General features: G+C 62.3%; 12 protein-coding genes. 3 read left to right on the forward strand and 9 right to left on the reverse strand.

All coding sequences use genetic code 11. The features are described 5' to 3' along the window. On the forward strand, window positions 1–495 hold a 495-nt coding region (locus HP547_RS17405; RefSeq protein WP_372242901.1), incomplete at its 5' end, for a serine/threonine protein kinase. A gap of 70 nt (window positions 496–565) precedes the next feature. On the opposite strand, the gene HP547_RS17410 is transcribed toward HP547_RS17405, so the two are convergent. The 8 genes from HP547_RS17410 to ppsA form a co-directional block, all read right to left on the reverse strand. Further along, window positions 566–1,600, reverse strand: a complete 1,035-nt coding sequence (locus HP547_RS17410) for an OmpA family protein (protein ID WP_172230820.1) — start codon at window positions 1,598–1,600, stop codon at window positions 566–568. A gap of 111 nt (window positions 1,601–1,711) precedes the next feature. Beyond that, window positions 1,712–2,278 (reverse strand): RNA polymerase sigma factor SigX, encoded by a 567-nt coding sequence (gene sigX, locus HP547_RS17415; RefSeq protein WP_003248665.1) that lies wholly within the window; start codon window positions 2,276–2,278, stop codon window positions 1,712–1,714. Between the two features lie 112 nt (window positions 2,279–2,390). Beyond that, window positions 2,391–3,215 carry a mechanosensitive ion channel domain-containing protein gene (locus tag HP547_RS17420; RefSeq protein WP_172227774.1) on the reverse strand — a complete coding sequence of 275 codons (825 nt, stop codon included), beginning with the start codon at window positions 3,213–3,215 and terminating at the stop codon, window positions 2,391–2,393. 2 nt (window positions 3,216–3,217) lie between these two features. Next, window positions 3,218–3,490: a hypothetical protein gene (locus HP547_RS17425; protein ID WP_028697557.1), complete on the reverse strand. Its 273-nt coding sequence runs from the start codon at window positions 3,488–3,490 to the stop codon at window positions 3,218–3,220. Window positions 3,491–3,704: 214 nt separating this feature from the next. Next, window positions 3,705–4,700 (reverse strand): zinc transporter ZntB, encoded by a 996-nt coding sequence (locus tag HP547_RS17430; protein ID WP_172227772.1) that lies wholly within the window; start codon window positions 4,698–4,700, stop codon window positions 3,705–3,707. A 27-nt stretch (window positions 4,701–4,727) separates the two neighbouring features. Continuing rightward, on the reverse strand, window positions 4,728–5,219 hold the full coding sequence (gene rraA / locus HP547_RS17435) for a ribonuclease E activity regulator RraA (RefSeq protein WP_172227770.1): 492 nt from the start codon (window positions 5,217–5,219) through the stop codon (window positions 4,728–4,730). A gap of 221 nt (window positions 5,220–5,440) precedes the next feature. Then, window positions 5,441–6,469, reverse strand: a complete 1,029-nt coding sequence (locus HP547_RS17440; protein WP_172286939.1) for an alpha/beta hydrolase — start codon at window positions 6,467–6,469, stop codon at window positions 5,441–5,443. 64 nt (window positions 6,470–6,533) lie between these two features. Continuing rightward, window positions 6,534–8,909 (reverse strand): phosphoenolpyruvate synthase, encoded by a 2,376-nt coding sequence (gene ppsA, locus HP547_RS17445; protein ID WP_172286940.1) that lies wholly within the window; start codon window positions 8,907–8,909, stop codon window positions 6,534–6,536. Window positions 8,910–9,099: 190 nt separating this feature from the next. On the opposite strand from ppsA, the gene HP547_RS17450 reads away from it, so the two are divergent. Further along, window positions 9,100–9,918 (forward strand): pyruvate, water dikinase regulatory protein, encoded by an 819-nt coding sequence (locus HP547_RS17450; protein WP_012271263.1) that lies wholly within the window; start codon window positions 9,100–9,102, stop codon window positions 9,916–9,918. A 158-nt stretch (window positions 9,919–10,076) separates the two neighbouring features. Here the strand turns inward: HP547_RS17450 and HP547_RS17455 are convergent, their stop codons facing one another. Further along, window positions 10,077–14,942, reverse strand: coding sequence for an NAD-glutamate dehydrogenase (locus tag HP547_RS17455; RefSeq protein WP_172286941.1), 4,866 nt, complete (start codon window positions 14,940–14,942; stop codon window positions 10,077–10,079). A gap of 275 nt (window positions 14,943–15,217) precedes the next feature. Here HP547_RS17455 and HP547_RS17460 point away from each other — a divergent pair, with 275 nt between their 5' ends. Then, entirely contained in the window at window positions 15,218–15,571 is a 354-nt protein-coding gene (locus HP547_RS17460; RefSeq protein WP_172232475.1) for a hypothetical protein, read from the forward strand. Window positions 15,572–15,620: the final 49 nt, after the last annotated feature.

Below are 15,620 nucleotides of genomic sequence, written 5' to 3' on the forward strand. Positions count from 1 at the left end.
GATGGCCAGCTGCGCCTGCTGGACTTCGGCCTGGCGTACTGCCCGGGGCTGTCCCAAGACCCTTTGCACACGTTGCCGGGCACGCCCTCGTACATCGCCCCGGACGCATTCGAAGGCCTACCGCCCAGCCCGCGCCAGGACCTGTATGCCGTGGGCGTGACGCTGTACCACCTGCTGACCGGTCATTACCCCTATGGCGAGGTGGAAGCATTCCAGCGACCGCGCTTCGGCCAGCCGGTGAATGCCGCCCGCTACCGCCCCGATCTGCCGGAATGGCTGCAGCACAACCTGCAGCAGGCGGTGGCTGCCGACCCGGCGCAGCGCTACGAAACTGCCGAACACTGGCTGCTGCTGCTCGAACGCGGTGACCGCCAGGAGCTGCCCGACCGGCCACGGCCATTGCTGGAGCGCGAACCGCTGAAAGTGTGGCGCACCCTGGCCCTGCTGTCCTTGCTGATCAACCTGATACTGCTGCTTACCCTGCTCAAGGGCTGAGCAGGCAGCCCAAATCGCAGGCAAAGAAAAACCCGGCCGAGGCCGGGTTTTTCATGAAACGTCAGGCCAATTACTTGGACTGAGCTTCAACCTGCGCTTCAACGCGACGGTTAACAGCGCGACCTTCTTCGGTGGCGTTGTCAGCAACCGGACGGGTTTCGCCGTAGCCAACCGAGTCAACACGGGTAGATTCTACGCCGTACTGCTGGGTCAGAACCTGCTTCACAGCGTTGGCACGACGCTCGGACAGCTTCTGGTTGTAAGCGTCTGGGCCCACGGAGTCAGTGTGACCTTCAACCACGGTGGTGGTCTGTGGGTACTGCTTCATGAAGTCAGCCAGGTTCTTGATGTCGCCGTAGCTGTTTGGCTTGACGACCGACTTGTCGAAGTCGAACTTGACGTCCAGCTCAACACGAACCACTTCGGCAACAGCCGGGCAGCCATCAGCGTCAACGGTAACGTTGGCCGGGGTGTCCGGGCACTTGTCGACGTTGTCGCAAACGCCGTCGTTGTCGGAGTCGGAGCAGACTTCAGCAACTGGAGCCGGAGCGACTTCAGCTTGCTTCGGGCTACCGCCGAAGTTCAGGCCAACACCAACGCTCGGGGCCCACTCGGTGTCGCCCTGGTCGATGTTGTACTGAGCTTCTACGCCGGCACGGGCGTAGAACATGTCGGTGATGTACCACTTGGCGCCAGCGCCAACGTTGGCGAAGGTGGAGTGGTCACGACCGCCACGGCCGGTCTGGCCCAGCGACTGGTGCGAGAAACCAGCGGAAACGTACGGACGGATGGCGTCATACGGGTTGTTGAAGTGGTAAACGGCGTCCAGGGCGCTGTTCGAGCCCTTGATGTTCTTGCCGTCTTCGCCACGAGCGTTGTGAACTTCGTCGTAGCCCAGACGCAGTTCAACGTCGTCGGTCAGGAAGTAACCGATCGAGCCGCCGAACAGGTTGCCGTCGTTCTTGAAGTCGCGCTGGCTGTCGAAGAATTCCTTCTTGTAGAAGCCTTCGACTTCTACAGCGCCTGTGCCTTGTGCCATAGCGCCGATCGAAGTGGCGGCTACAAGCGAACCAATGGCCAAGCCCAAGGTGTTTTTCAGTTTCATCCGTTAAATCCCCATCTGGTGATAGTTAAGCAGTCCCACCACAAACAAGGGGGACAACTCGACGGCAAGTCTAGCAGAACTCACCGCTGCGTTAGAGATATTTGCACGCCACTAAGTTTCATCGAGGCCAGCAAATTTCTCACGAAGCTTGTCTAGCGCGCGCTTGTAGCGCATTTTCGTTGCGCTCAGGCCCATGTGCATGATGTCGGCAATTTCCTGAAATTCCAGCTCTGCGACAAAACGCAGCACCAGGATTTCCCGGTCAATCGGGTTCACATGCACCAGCCATTTGTCCAGCCCGCCTTTTTCTTCAGGTTTTGGTGCCTTGTCTTCGGACGCCTCTTCAACAGGGTCCAGACTCAAGGCATCCATCAGCCTGCGTTTACGGCGCTCCTTGCGGTACTGGGTAATGCACTCGTTGTAGGTGATGCTATAGAGCCATGTCTTGAACTTGGATTTGCCTTCGAAGTTCTTCAGCCCGTACAACACTTTCAGCATCACTTCCTGACAGACATCGTCCGCGTCCCGGTCGTTCCCCAGATAACGCGCACAGACGTTGAACAGGGTTCGCTGGTAGCGCCGCATGAGCTCTTCATAGGCGCGGGTAACGTGGTACAGCTCCTCATGCGAACGCGCCACCAACTCTTCATCGGTGAGCTCGCGGGGGTCATAACGCATGGGCGGCGAATGAACTTTATTCAAAACGGATCTGGCCGACAGTCAGGTCAATGTCGCCGCGAGACCCCGTGGGTCATTTTCGCGGCGGCATACATTAACAGCTTTTGTGCGGTTAGCGGCTATTGACACGCTGTTCCAGCAACTCGCGGTTGGACAGCGATAGTAGTTCGCCATCATCGGTCAGCAGCGTCGTCTTGACCGTACCGATCTCTTCGATCTGGCCTTCGACCTCTCCAATCCGCACCTGCTGGCCAACCTGGTACAGCTCGCGCACGTAGATGCCAGCCAGGATCTGCCCGGCAATTTCGCGGCTGCCAAGGCCCATCGCCAGGGCAACGGCCAGACCAACGGTAATCAGCCCGATGACGATAACGTGGTTCAGCAGGTCGGTTTTGACCTCCAGCTGGCTGATGGCTACCGAAATGCTGATGATGATCACCAGGCCCTGGGTAATACGCCCCAGGCCCGCCGAATATTCCAGGCCGATACCTTCGGCAGCGCCGCGCACCAGGCCGTTGGCCACTTGTGCCAGCAGCACGCCAACCAGCAGCACCAGCGCTGCGCCGAACACCTTCGGCAAATACAGGGCAAGCATGTCGAGCGTGGCCGAAACCCGCTCAAGGCCCAGCGACTCGGCGGCCGAGACCAGGAAGATGAGCAGCACGAACCAGTAGACGATCTTGCCGATCAGGGTCGAGATCGGCACCTGGATGCCGACCCGGCCCAGCATTTTGGTCAGGCCGGTGCCAGCCATCAGGCGGTCCAGGCCGAGCTTGGCCAGCAACTTGGACAGCAGTGTATCGAGCAGCTTGGCCACCACGAAACCGAGCAGCACCACGACCAGCGCGCCGAACAGGTTGGGGATGAAGTTCGCCACCTTGGTCCAAAGGGCAGTCATCGCGGTGACCAGGCTCTGGGTCCAGAGATCGAGTTCCATATTCAATCGGCCTTATCTGCTTTGCTGCCGCTGGCAGCGTTGCGGGAAGAGTGTCGACGCACCGGCGCGACATGCGCCGAGCCATTGTTCACGGCGATCAGCAGCGCCTGGCACCAGCGGCCGAGCAGGCTGAACAGATCGCCCGCGCCAACCTGGCGGTTGGCGGTTTTCAGCACGCGACCCAGGCAGGCAGCGTCATCCCGGTCGTCCCGGTCGTTGCCGGAGGGTGACGCCTTGAGCAGGTCGCGCAGGGATTCTTCAAACGGATCGTGCATAGGCACCTCGCGCAGTATCAGCAAGAGACGAGGTGGCCCAACGCTGGGTCACACATTGCATCGGGACGAATGTTTCAACATGGGAAATATTCGCCTGCACCGGCCCTATCGCCGGCAAGTCAGCTCCCACATGAATTGCGCAGGTTGCAAGGCTTGTGGTGCCCCTGTGGGAGCTGGCTTGCCGGCGATAGGGCCGGTGCAGATCAATGAGCATCTATACCCACCGTAACCGTCGGAACATCCACCACTGGCCCACCGCCAGCCCCAGCACGACGATGCAGGCAAACAGGAAGCCATAGGGGTTTTCCGCCCCGGGAATACCGCCGACATTAATGCCCAGCAGCCCGGTGATAAAGCTCATGGGCAGGAAAATGCAGGTGATGATGCCGAAGCGGTACATGGTGCGGTTCATGCGCTCGCTGCGCCGACGGTCTTCGCTCTCCAGCACCAGCGCAGCCCGCTCGCGGGTCAGTTCCAGCTCTTCGAGATAGCGGATCAGGCTGTTGTTGAGCTCGTTCCAGTAATCGGCGTCGGCGTCGGCGAACCAGCTCCATTTGCTGCGCGACAGCTGGGCGTAGATTTCCCGCTGCGGGGCGAGGAAACGCCGTAACCCGGCCGCGCGACGGCGGATCTGCTGCAGGCTGCCCTGCTCAGGCGTATACCGTTCGTCGGATTCAACCTTTTCCTCTTCAAGGTCGACCAGTTCAGACAGGTCGCTGACCAGTCCCTGGACCTTTTCGGTCAGCAGTTCGCCCATCAGCAGCAACAGCTCGGACGCCGATTTCGGCCCCCTGCCCTGCTCCAGCTGCTGCAAGACTTCGTCGCTGGCGCGCAACGGTCGCAGGCGCAGCGAGATAACCCGCTGGGCCTCGGCGAAGATGCGCACCGAAACCATGTCTTCGGGCTCGGCGCCGGGGTTGAGGTTGACCCCACGCAGGAACAGCAACAATTGCTCGTCCACCATGGGCAGCAGGCGTGGCCGGGTGTTCTCTTCCAGCAGCAAGTCGCAGGCAAACTCGCTGAGGCCGCTGTCGCGCAGCAGCCAGGTGCGGGTTTGCGGATGGCTGCGGTCCCAGTGCAGCCAAAGGCTCTGCTCAGGTTGCAGCTGCAGGTCGTCCAGTTCGGTACGGGCAATCGGGCGCGCGCCGCCTTTGCCATCGAGCACCAGGGCATGCACCAGCCCCCACTGCGCGTTGTCTTCCTCGAACATCAAAGCTCCATCAGCGCGTGCGGCGCATCACTCCGGCATTTTCAGCGGGTTTGGCGAGACCAGCACGCCATTGTTGTCGGCATATACATACTCACCCGGGCGGAAGGTTACCCCGGCGAAGGTCACCGCCACGTTGAGGTCGCCGATGCCGCGCTTGTCGGTTTTCATCGGGTGGCTAGCCAAGGCCTGGACGCCGACGTCGGTCTGGATCAGCACGTCGACATCACGCACGCAGCCGTAGATCACCAGGCCTTCCCAACCGTTTTTGGCAGCCTTTTCGGCGAGCATGTCGCCAAGCAGCGCACGACGCAGGGAACCACCGCCATCGACCACCAGCACCTTGCCTGTGCCATCGAGCTCGACCTGCTCCTTGACCAGCGAGTTGTCCTCGAAGCACTTGATGGTGACGATCTGGCCGCCGAACGAATCGCGCCCCCCGAAATTGCTGAACATCGGTTCCAGCACCTGCACCAGGTCGGGGTAGGCGTCACACAGGTCGGGCGTTACGTAATGCTGCATGGGAAGCTCCTGTCAGTCACAACGAAAGCGGGGATCGACCCAAGGCTACACCTTTGAGGCCGTCGCAGTCATCCGGGACCGGGCAGTCAGTTGGGTTCTACCTGCCCTGGCCCTATCGCCGGCAAGCCAGCTCCCACAGGGATACCCACAAGGTTCGAGGCCTGCGGTATCCCTGTGGGGGCTGGCTTGCCGGCGATGGGGCCAGAACAGCTAGAGCAAGATCAGCTGACAGGCACAGATTCTGCAGCCGCCGTCGACGCATGCACCGGCATCACCGGGTTGCGCAGCCAACGCTGCACCAGCGGCCACACCTGCACCTGCGCGGCCTTGCTGACCAGCATGTCGACATGCCCGAACGCCTCGAAGCCTTCTTCGCGCCCCAGCCGCAAGAACTGCTTGCGCTCGCCGCCCAGCTGATCGAACAGCTTGCGGCAGGCCCACACCGGGTCCTGGAAGTCGCCCGCACCGGCCACTGCCAGCAGCGGCACATCCACCTCGGCCAGCCCCGCCCACCAGTCGTGCTTCTTGTCGCCAAAGCGGCCGAACAGGCCATGCCAGCGCATGCTCTCCAGGGCCAGGCCGATCGGCTCGTCCTCCGGTCCACGCTTGAAACGCGGCCCGGAAATCTGCCCCCAGCGCTTGAGCAGCAGCTTCGCACCCCAGGTCAACGGCGGGACTTTCAGTGGCCAGTAGACACGGCTGATCTGGGTGCCGAACAGCGCCACGCTGGCAACGTCCTCGGCAGCCAGGAAACCACCGCCCAGCGCTGCCACCAGGGTTGTGCCGCCCAGTGAGTGACCTACCCAGTGCGGCGCCTGGCCCGATTGCTCGCGCACGAACGCGGCAATCAGCGGCAGATCATCACGGGCGTAGGCAGCCACGCTGTTGTGCTTCCAGTCGAGGTTGCGCGGCGACAGGCCATGGCCGCGCATTTCCGGGATCCACACATCGAAACCGGCGCGGGCAAGGTAGGCGCCCAGGCCAACCCCCTTGGGGGAGTACCAGAAGCGCCTATTGGAAAAACTGCCGTGCAGGAGAATGACCGGCACACCCTGGGCCGGGCCCTGATCGGCCAGCCCCAGGCGCGTCACGGCCAGCTCGACGCTGGGGTCAGGGCTGTTGCCGGCCTTGATCCGGTACACGTCTTCGCTGAGGTCGCCGCGGCGTTCGGCACTGAGCAGGGCCACGGGAAATAAAGTGCTGCTGCTTTGCATAAGGTTGCTTGATGCACAAAAAAGGGCGGGTTCCATCGCTGGAGCTCGCCCTGAAAAAAAAGGCAGGGGTACGCCAGACGTACCCCCGCGTTCTACTAGGTCAGGCTGCGCCTTGGCCTTCGGCCAGGAAGAACCAGGTTTCGAGTACCGAATCCGGGTTCAGCGACACGCTTTCGATGCCCTGCTCCATCAGCCATTTGGCCAGATCCGGGTGGTCCGATGGGCCCTGGCCGCAGATGCCGATGTACTTGCCGGCCTTGTTGCACGCGGCAATGGCGTTGGCCAGCAGCTTCTTCACCGCAGGATTTCGCTCATCGAACAGGTGCGCGATGATGCCCGAGTCACGGTCCAGGCCCAGGGTCAGCTGGGTCAGGTCGTTGGAGCCGATCGAGAAGCCGTCGAAGTATTCCAGGAACTCTTCGGCGAGAATCGCGTTGGACGGCAGCTCGCACATCATGATCACGCGCAGGCCGTTGTCGCCGCGGGCCAGGCCGTTTTCGGCAAGCAGGTCGACGACCTGGCTGGCTTCGCCCAGGGTGCGCACGAATGGCACCATGATCTCGACGTTGGTCAGGCCCATTTCGTTGCGCACGCGTTTCAGGGCACGGCACTCGAGTTCGAAGCAGTCACGGAACGATTCGCTGATGTAACGCGAAGCGCCACGGAAGCCCAGCATCGGGTTTTCTTCTTCCGGCTCGTACAGCTTGCCGCCGATCAGGTTGGCGTACTCGTTGGACTTGAAGTCCGACAGACGCACGATGACCTTTTTCGGGTAGAAGGCGGCCGCCAGGGTGCTGATGCCCTCGACCAGTTTCTCGACATAGAAGCCGACCGGGTCGCTGTAGCCGGCGATGCGCTTGTCGACGCTGTCCTTCAGGTCGGCAGGCAGGCCTGCGTAGTTCAGCAGCGCCTTGGGGTGCACGCCGATCATGCGGTTGATGATGAATTCCAGGCGCGCCAGGCCGACACCGGCGTTGGGCAGCTGGGCGAAGTCGAAGGCGCGGTCCGGGTTGCCGACGTTCATCATGATCTTGAACGGCAGATCAGGCATGGCGTCGACCGAGTTCTGCTTGATGTCGAAGCCCAGCTCACCTTCGAAGATGAAGCCGGTGTCGCCTTCGGCGCAGGACACGGTCACGCCCTGGCCGTCTTTGAGCAACTGGGTGGCGTTGCCGCAACCGACCACGGCCGGGATACCCAGCTCACGGGCGATGATCGCCGCGTGGCAGGTGCGCCCGCCGCGGTTGGTGACGATGGCGCTGGCGCGTTTCATCACCGGTTCCCAGTCCGGGTCGGTCATGTCGGACACCAGCACGTCGCCGGGTTGCACCTTGTCCATTTCCGACACATCGTTGATCACGCGGACCTTGCCGGCGCCGATGCGCTGGCCGATGGCGCGGCCTTCGACCAGTACGGTGCCCTTTTCCTTGAGCAGGTAGCGTTCCATGACATTGGCGCTGGAACGGCTCTTCACCGTCTCAGGGCGAGCCTGGACAATGTACAGCTTGCCGTCGTCACCGTCCTTGGCCCACTCGATATCCATCGGGCGCTGATAGTGCTGCTCGATGATCATCGCCTGCTTGGCCAGCTCGCTGACCTCGGCATCGCTCAGGCAGAAGCGCGCGCGCTCGGCGCGGTCGACTTCGACGGTTTTCACCGAACGGCCGGCCTTGGCTTCTTCGCCGTAGACCATCTTGATGGCCTTGCTGCCCAGGTTGCGGCGCAGGATGGCCGGGCGGCCGGCCTGCAAGGTGTTCTTGTGCACGTAGAATTCGTCAGGGTTGACCGCACCCTGCACCACGGTTTCGCCCAGGCCGTAGGCGCCGGTGATGAATACCACATCGCGGAAGCCCGATTCGGTGTCGAGGGTGAACATGACGCCAGCGGTACCGGTTTCGGAGCGGACCATGCGCTGCACACCAGCCGACAGGGCGACCAGCTTGTGGTCGAAGCCCTGATGCACGCGGTAGGCAATGGCGCGGTCGTTGAACAGCGAGGCAAACACTTCCTTGGCCGCACGGATCACGTTGTCGACGCCGCGGATGTTGAGGAAGGTTTCCTGCTGGCCGGCGAACGAGGCGTCCGGCAGGTCTTCGGCGGTGGCGGAGGAACGCACGGCGACCGCCATGTTGTCATTGCCGGCGGCCATTTCGGCGAAGGCCGTACGGATTTCCGAATTCAGACGCTCCGGGAATTCGGCTTCCATGACCCACTGGCGAATTTGCGCGCCGGTCTTGGTCAGGGCATTGATGTCATCCACGTCAAGCGCGTCGAGGGCGGCATGGATACGGTCGTTGAGACCACTCTGTTCGAGAAAATCGCGGTACGCCTGCGCCGTAGTGGCAAAGCCGCCCGGCACCGATACACCAGCACCTGCAAGGTTGCTGATCATCTCGCCCAGGGATGCGTTCTTGCCCCCCACATGCTCTACATCATGGACGCCGAGCTTATCAAGGGAAACTACGTACTCTACCAAGGTGATCTCTCCACTAACTGTGTTGGAAAAGCTCAAAGGCGCCCGCCTGTCTTCAGTGACTTGGCCGGGCGTTTGTGGCCTGTACCTGGAAAATAGGGTCTGCAAGTGTGGCAGAATGCCGACAGCCGCATTCGGCAAACCGAACTTATCATATCCAAGAATCTTCATCAGCTTAAGGCCCAGATCGCAAATGAAACGAACCGCGTTCTTCATCTCCGACGGCACCGGTATCACTGCCGAAACCCTGGGCCAGAGTCTGCTCGCGCAATTCGAGAGCATTCCCTTCAACAAATTCACCCGTCCGTACATCGATTCGCCGGACAAGGCACGCACCATGGTCCAGCAAATCAACGCGGCGGCCGAGCGTGACGGGGTACGCCCAATCATCTTCGACACCATCGTCAACCAGGACATCCGTGAAATCCTGGCGACCTCGAATGGCTTCATGATCGACATCTTTTCGTCGTTTTTATCCCCGCTCGAGCAGGAATTGACCGCCCATTCGTCGTATTCCGTGGGCAAATCGCACTCGATTGGCGGCAATTCCAACTACATGGAACGCATCGAGGCGGTGAATTTCGCCCTGGACAACGACGATGGCGCGCGCACCCACTATTACGACAAGGCCGACCTGATCCTGGTCGGCGTGTCACGCTGCGGCAAGACCCCGACCTGCCTGTACATGGCCATGCAATTCGGCATCCGCGCCGCCAACTACCCGCTGACCGAGGACGACATGGAGCGCCTGCAGCTGCCGGCGGTGCTGAAAAAGCACCACAACAAGCTGTTCGGCCTGACCATCGACCCCGACCGCCTTACCGCCATCCGCCACGAACGCAAGCCCAACAGCCGCTATTCCAGCTTTGCCCAGTGCGAGTTCGAGGTGCGCGAGGTGGAGAGCCTGTTCCGCCGCGAGAACATTCCCAACATCAATTCCACGCATTTTTCGGTGGAGGAAATTTCGGCGAAGATCCTGGTGGAGAAAGGGGTGGAGCGGCGGTTCAAGTAGGCCTGCACCTGCCTCATCGCCGGCAAGCCAGCTCCCACAGGTACGCCACTGCCCTCAGGCCTGAGATATTCCTGTGGGAGCTGGCTTGCCGGCGATGAGGCCAGCACAGGGATAAAAAAACCCGGCATCTCTGCCGGGTTTTTCATTTCAGCTCAAGCTCAGGACGGCACAACCGCCGCCTGCCCGCTCATGGCCAGGTCGACCAGCTCGCGGTTGGCCACCGCGTACATCGCATAGTCGGTACCGGTGGCATTGCGCAGGTCATCCAGCATGGCGCGCCAGCGCTCTACCATCACCCGATGCTGCTCGGCCCACAGTGCCACACGGGCGTCCATGTCTTCCGGTGCATCGGCCATTTGCAGTACCGAGATGGTGATCGCCCGCTGCTGCAGGTCGATATCGTCGCGGAACGCCTCGCGCGCCAGCGCCTGCCAGTTGTTTTCCACCGGCAGGTTGCTGATTTCCTGCAAGTACCAGGTCAGGTCCAGCGAGCTGCCCACGGCGAAGAACGCCTTGGCCACCTGGGCCGGATCATGCCCGGTAACGTCAGCGGCTTCGATGATCGGCAACAGGGTGTACAGGTGGCTGGTACCGGCAACCATGCGCGCCAGCAGCTCCGGCACACCGGCCTCGACGAAGCCCTGGTAGCGCACCATCCAGCGTTCGCGGGTCGGGCCTTCAAGCAGCTCGTCCAGCTTGAGCCCCAACTGCGCGATCTTCGGCCCGAAATGCGCGGCGTCACGCCCGGCATCCTGCTCGTTGCGACGGCTGCGCAGGAACCAGCGGGTGGCACGGCGCCCCAGGCGCATCAGCTCGTCCATCAGGGTGAGCTGAATTTCGGCGGGTACCTGGTAATCCAGCGCCTCGATCTGGCGGAACCAGTGCGGCAGGTGGAAGATATCACGCACGATCACATAGGCCCCGGCCACGTTGGCCGGGCTCATGCCAGTCGACTCCTTGAGACGCTGGACGAAGGTGATGCCCATGTTGTTGACCAGGTCGTTGGCGATCTGGGTGCTGACGATTTCGCGTTTCAGCCGGTGGCGGCGCATGGGCTCGGCGAACTTGCTGACCAGCGACGGCGGGAAGGCGGTTTCCATGTCGCGGGTCAGGTAATCGTCGTCCGGCACCCGCGATTTCAGCAGTTGCTCCTTGAGGTCGATCTTGCTGTACGAGATCAGCACCGACAGCTCGGCGCGGGTCAGGCCCTGGCCAGCGGCCAGGCGTTCGGCCAGCTGCTCCTCGGACGGCAGGAACTCGATGGCACGGTCCAGCTTGCCGCGGCTCTCCAGGTCCGCCATCAGGCGCTTGTACTCGGCAATCCGCTCGCGGGCACGCCGAGCAGCCAGCGACAGCGCCTGGGTCTGCTTGTAGTTGTTGCCCAGCACCAGGCCGCCCACTTCGTCGGTCATGCTGCCCAGCAGCTGGTTGCGCTGCTTCTCGGTCATGTCGCCACCCTGCACCACTTCATTGAGCAGGATCTTGATATTGACCTCGTGGTCGGAGCAGTCCACGCCGCCGGCGTTGTCGATGAAGTCGGTGTTGGTGGCGCCGCCGTGCAGGCCGAACTCGACCCGGCCGAGCTGGGTCATGCCCAGGTTGCCGCCCTCGCCCACCACCTTGCAGCGCAGCTCGTTGCCGTTGACCCGCAGCGCGTCGTTGGCCTTGTCGCCGACATCGGCGTGGCTTTCGCTGCTGGCCTTCACGTAGGTACCGATGCCGCCGTTCCACAGCAGGTCCACCGGCGCCTTGAGCAGCGCATTGAGCAGCTCGGTCGGAGTCAGGCGGTCGGCCTCGATGGCGAAACGTTCTTTCATCTGTGGGCTGATGGCGATGCTCTTGGCACTGCGCGGGAAGATCCCGCCGCCTTCGGACATGATGCCGGTGTCGTAGTCGCTCCAGGCAGAACGCGGCAGGTCGAACAGGCGCTTGCGCTCGGCGAAGCTGGAAGCCGGCTCGGGGTTGGGGTCGATGAAGATGTGCAAGTGGTTGAACGCTGCCACCAGTTGCAGCTTGTCGGACATCAGCAAGCCGTTGCCGAACACGTCGCCGGCCATGTCGCCCACGCCGATGACGGTGATCGGGTCTTCCTGCACATTGATGCCGCGCTCGCGGAAGTGGCGCTGCACGCCCACCCACGCGCCACGCGCTGTAATGCCCATCTTCTTGTGGTCGTAACCGGCCGAACCGCCCGAGGCGAAGGCATCGCCCAGCCAGAAGCCGTAATCGATGGCAATGCCGTTGGCAATGTCGGAGAAGGTCGCGGTGCCCTTGTCGGCCGCCACCACCAGGTACGGGTCGTCATCGTCATGACGCACCACGTTGGCCGGCGGCACCACGCCACCGTCCTTGAGGTTGTCGGTAATGTCGAGCAGGCCGGAGATGAAGATGCGGTAGCACGCCACGCCCTCGGCAGCGATTTCGTCACGGCTGCCGCCCAGCGGCAGGCGCCGCGGCAGGAAGCCGCCCTTGGCGCCGACCGGCACGATCACCGAGTTCTTCACCTGCTGGGCCTTGACCAGGCCCAGCACTTCGGTGCGGTAGTCCTCTTCGCGGTCGGACCAGCGCAGGCCGCCGCGGGCAACGTTGCCAAAGCGCAGGTGCACGCCCTCGACCCGCGGCGAGTAGACGAAGATTTCGAACTTGGGCACCGGCTTGGGCAGCTCGGGGATCAGCTTGGGGTTGAACTTGAAGCTGAAGTACGACTTGTTCTGGCCATCGGCATCCGGCTGGTAGAAGTTGGTGCGCAGGGTAGCCTTGATCAGGTCCAGGTAGCGGCGCAGGATGCGGTCTTCGTTAAGTACCTGCACGTCATCCAGTGCGGTCAGGATGGCCTGTTCAAGGCGCTGCTGCTTGTCATCCAGGTCGTCCTGGGTGAGTTTGCGTGCCAGGTAGAAGCGGGTCTTGAACAGCCGGGTGAGCTCGCGGGCGATATCGGTGTGGTTGTTCAGGGTACTGGCAATGTAGCCGAGGTCGAAGCCCAGGCGAATCTGCTTCAGGTAACGGGCGTAGGCGCGCAGCAGCGCCACGTCGCGCCATGGCAGGCCAGCGGTCAGCACCAGCCGGTTGAAGGCGTCGTTCTCGGCATCCCCGCGCACAATGTGGATGAAGGCGTCCTGCAGGGTGTCGTTGAGCTGCTGGATATCCAGGCTCAGGCCTTCGCTGTAGGTGAAGGCGAAATCGTGAATCCAGTACTCGCGGCCATTGGCGTGGCGCAGGCGGTAGGGGAACTCGCCGAGCACGCGCAGGCCGAGGTTTTCCAGGATCGGCAGCACGTCGGACAGCGCCAGCGGGGTATCGGCGTGGTACAGCTTGCAGTGCAGGATGCGCTCGCCAACCTGGGTCAGCGGCTGGTAGAAGCTCATCGCCAGGGGTTTGGTTTCAGACAGGTTCAGCACGTGCTGCAGGTCGACCACTGCCGAGTGCGCGGCGAAGCGTTCGCGATAACCGGCCGGGAAGCCTTTGGGGAAGTCGGCGAGGATGTTGGTGCCCTGCGCTTCGCCGAAGTTCTCGACTACCAGCGCCGAGTAGTCGTCATGCCACGAGCGGCAGGCCTGGATGACTTCGCGTTCCAGCTGCTGGGGGTCGATGTCGATGCGGTTCTTCGGGTCGACCCGCAGAATCAGCTGCACACGCGCCAGCACCGATTCGGAGAAGAACGTCCAGAACTCGCAGTCGCTGGCCTTCAGCCGCTCCATCAGCACCTGCTGGATTTTCTGCCGCACTTCGGTGGAGTAGATTTCCCGCGGCACGTAGGCCAGGCAGTAGCAGAAGCGGCCGTACGGGTCCTTGCGCAGGAACACGCGGATCTTGTTGCGTTCCTGGATCTGCACGATCGCCATGACGGTGGTGAACAGCTCGTCGATCGGTGTCTGGAACAGGTCGTCGCGCGGCAGCACTTCGAGTACCTGGGTCAGCTCCTTGCCCAGGTGGGCCTTGGGGTCGAAACCCGAGCGCCGCTCGATTTCGGCGACCTTGACGCGGATATACGGAATTGCATGCACGCTTTCGCCATACACCGACGAGGTGTACAGGCCCATGAAGCGGTGTTCCTTGACCACCTTGCCGTCGGCGTCCAGCTGGCGGATCGACACGTAGTCCGGGTAGGCCGGGCGGTGTACGCGGCTGGGCAGCGCGGCCTTGGCAAACGACAGCAGCAGCGGCTCGTTGAGGTAGGCCACGGCGTAGTCTTCGATGCGCAGCTCTTCTGCCGTCAGGCCTACGCGCAGGCGGCGCGGCAGGCCGAGGAAGGACTGCTCGTCGTAGACCATCTGGCCACCACCGGCGCCGCCCTTGACGGTGAATTCTTCATAGCCCAGGAAGGTGAAGTGGTTGTCCAGCAGCCATTCGAGGAAGGCCTTGACCTCGCCCTTTTCGTTCTGCGCCGGGCCGAAGGCGGTCTGTTCCACCTGCGCCACCACTTCCCGCAGCTTGGCCTTCATCGGTTCGAAATCGGCAACCGCCACCCGCACCTCGGCCAGCACCTGCTCGATTTCGCGAGTCAGCACTGTCAGCTCGGCAGCGTTGGCGCAGCGGTCGATCTCCAGGTACATCAGCGACTCATGACGCACGCCCTCGCCCTGGGTGCCCTTGGGCAGCAGCTCCAGCAGCTCGCCCTTGGCGCCACGGCGCACGCTGAGTACGGTGGTCTGCAGGGTGTGGATGCTGTAGCCGCGGCGGTTGAGCTCGGTGCGCACCGAGTCGACCAGGAATGGCAGGTCGTGGTGCAGCACTTCGACCACGGTATGGGTCGACTGCCAGCCGTTGCGTTCGTAATCGGGGTTGTACACCCGCACTTGCGGGTATTCGGGGTCGAAACGCTCGATGATGCGCCAGGCCGAGAGGGTGCAGCCGGCCAGGTCGGAAAGCCTTCGCTGGGTGAGTTCGTCCATGGAGATGATGCCGAAGAACTGCTCGGCGAACAGCGTCACTTGTGGCAGGGACTGCTCGCTGATGTGCTGCGCCAGGGCCGCTTGCAGTTGATGCTGGAAGTCGGCTTTGCTGGCTGCGGTGAAGAACGCCATCTGTGGTACTCCGCTTGGGCTTTGTATTAGTTGGAGCGTCGCTGCGTGCGCCGTGTACGGGTCAACGATAGCCAACCCGTGGCAAGGCGGACGGTAAAAACCAGACGTTGGACGTGCGCAGGCACGCCCAGGGCTGGGCGAAGCTTAACGACTGATCGGTCATCAAGGCTTGCAGCGCTGCGACAATTTCGGTCAAGGGGCGGTAACTTTACGTTTATGCATGTAAGCAAGACTGTCAGAATTCCCTTCCGTTTCCTTTGATCCGAGCCTTGTCCATGCAAATCGATACCGCCCTGCTCTTCGCCACCCCTTGCGATGACGAGGAAGACAACATGGCCACCCTGTGCTGCCACAGCGACAAGGGCCAGATGTTCCTGCTGACCCGCTACCCGGACGAAGACACCGTCGATCTGACCCTGGATGACGAGCCGTCGACGCTGGACGGGCTTAAAGTGACGTTGAGCGCCAAGCGCCTGCTGATCGAAGTCGCCGCCGGCGACCGTGATGCGCTGAAGGGGGACGAGGTGCTGGAGATCAACCTGACCAGTGACCTGAGTGACATGGATGAAGTGAAGGAAACCCTGGAAAACATCCTGGCCGGGACCGGTACCTTCGTCTGCGAGCTCTGAAACGCAGATTTCCCATAGGGGCCTATCCGTATTGCCTGTACTGGCCTCA

Origin of the sequence: Pseudomonas sp. CM27 (assembly GCF_013179515.1) — a bacterium.
Taxonomy (GTDB): Bacteria; Pseudomonadota; Gammaproteobacteria; order Pseudomonadales; family Pseudomonadaceae; genus Aquipseudomonas.

Bases quoted from the DNA above. Each gene is read 5' to 3' on its own strand.
- HP547_RS17410 (WP_172230820.1), bottom strand. From the start codon at position 1,600: ATGAAACTGAAAAACACCTTGGGCTTGGCCATTGGTTCGCTTGTAGCC.
- sigX (WP_003248665.1), bottom strand. From the start codon at position 2,278: ATGCGTTATGACCCCCGCGAGCTCACCGATGAAGAGTTGGTGGCGCGT.
- HP547_RS17420 (WP_172227774.1), bottom strand. From the start codon at position 3,215: ATGGAACTCGATCTCTGGACCCAGAGCCTGGTCACCGCGATGACTGCC.
- HP547_RS17425 (WP_028697557.1), bottom strand. From the start codon at position 3,490: ATGCACGATCCGTTTGAAGAATCCCTGCGCGACCTGCTCAAGGCGTCA.
- HP547_RS17430 (WP_172227772.1), bottom strand. From the start codon at position 4,700: ATGTTCGAGGAAGACAACGCGCAGTGGGGGCTGGTGCATGCCCTGGTG.
- rraA (WP_172227770.1), bottom strand. From the start codon at position 5,219: ATGCAGCATTACGTAACGCCCGACCTGTGTGACGCCTACCCCGACCTG.
- HP547_RS17440 (WP_172286939.1), bottom strand. From the start codon at position 6,469: ATGGAACCCGCCCTTTTTTGTGCATCAAGCAACCTTATGCAAAGCAGC.
- HP547_RS17450 (WP_012271263.1), top strand. From the start codon at position 9,100: ATGAAACGAACCGCGTTCTTCATCTCCGACGGCACCGGTATCACTGCC.
- HP547_RS17455 (WP_172286941.1), bottom strand. From the start codon at position 14,942: ATGGCGTTCTTCACCGCAGCCAGCAAAGCCGACTTCCAGCATCAACTG.
- HP547_RS17460 (WP_172232475.1), top strand. From the start codon at position 15,218: ATGCAAATCGATACCGCCCTGCTCTTCGCCACCCCTTGCGATGACGAG.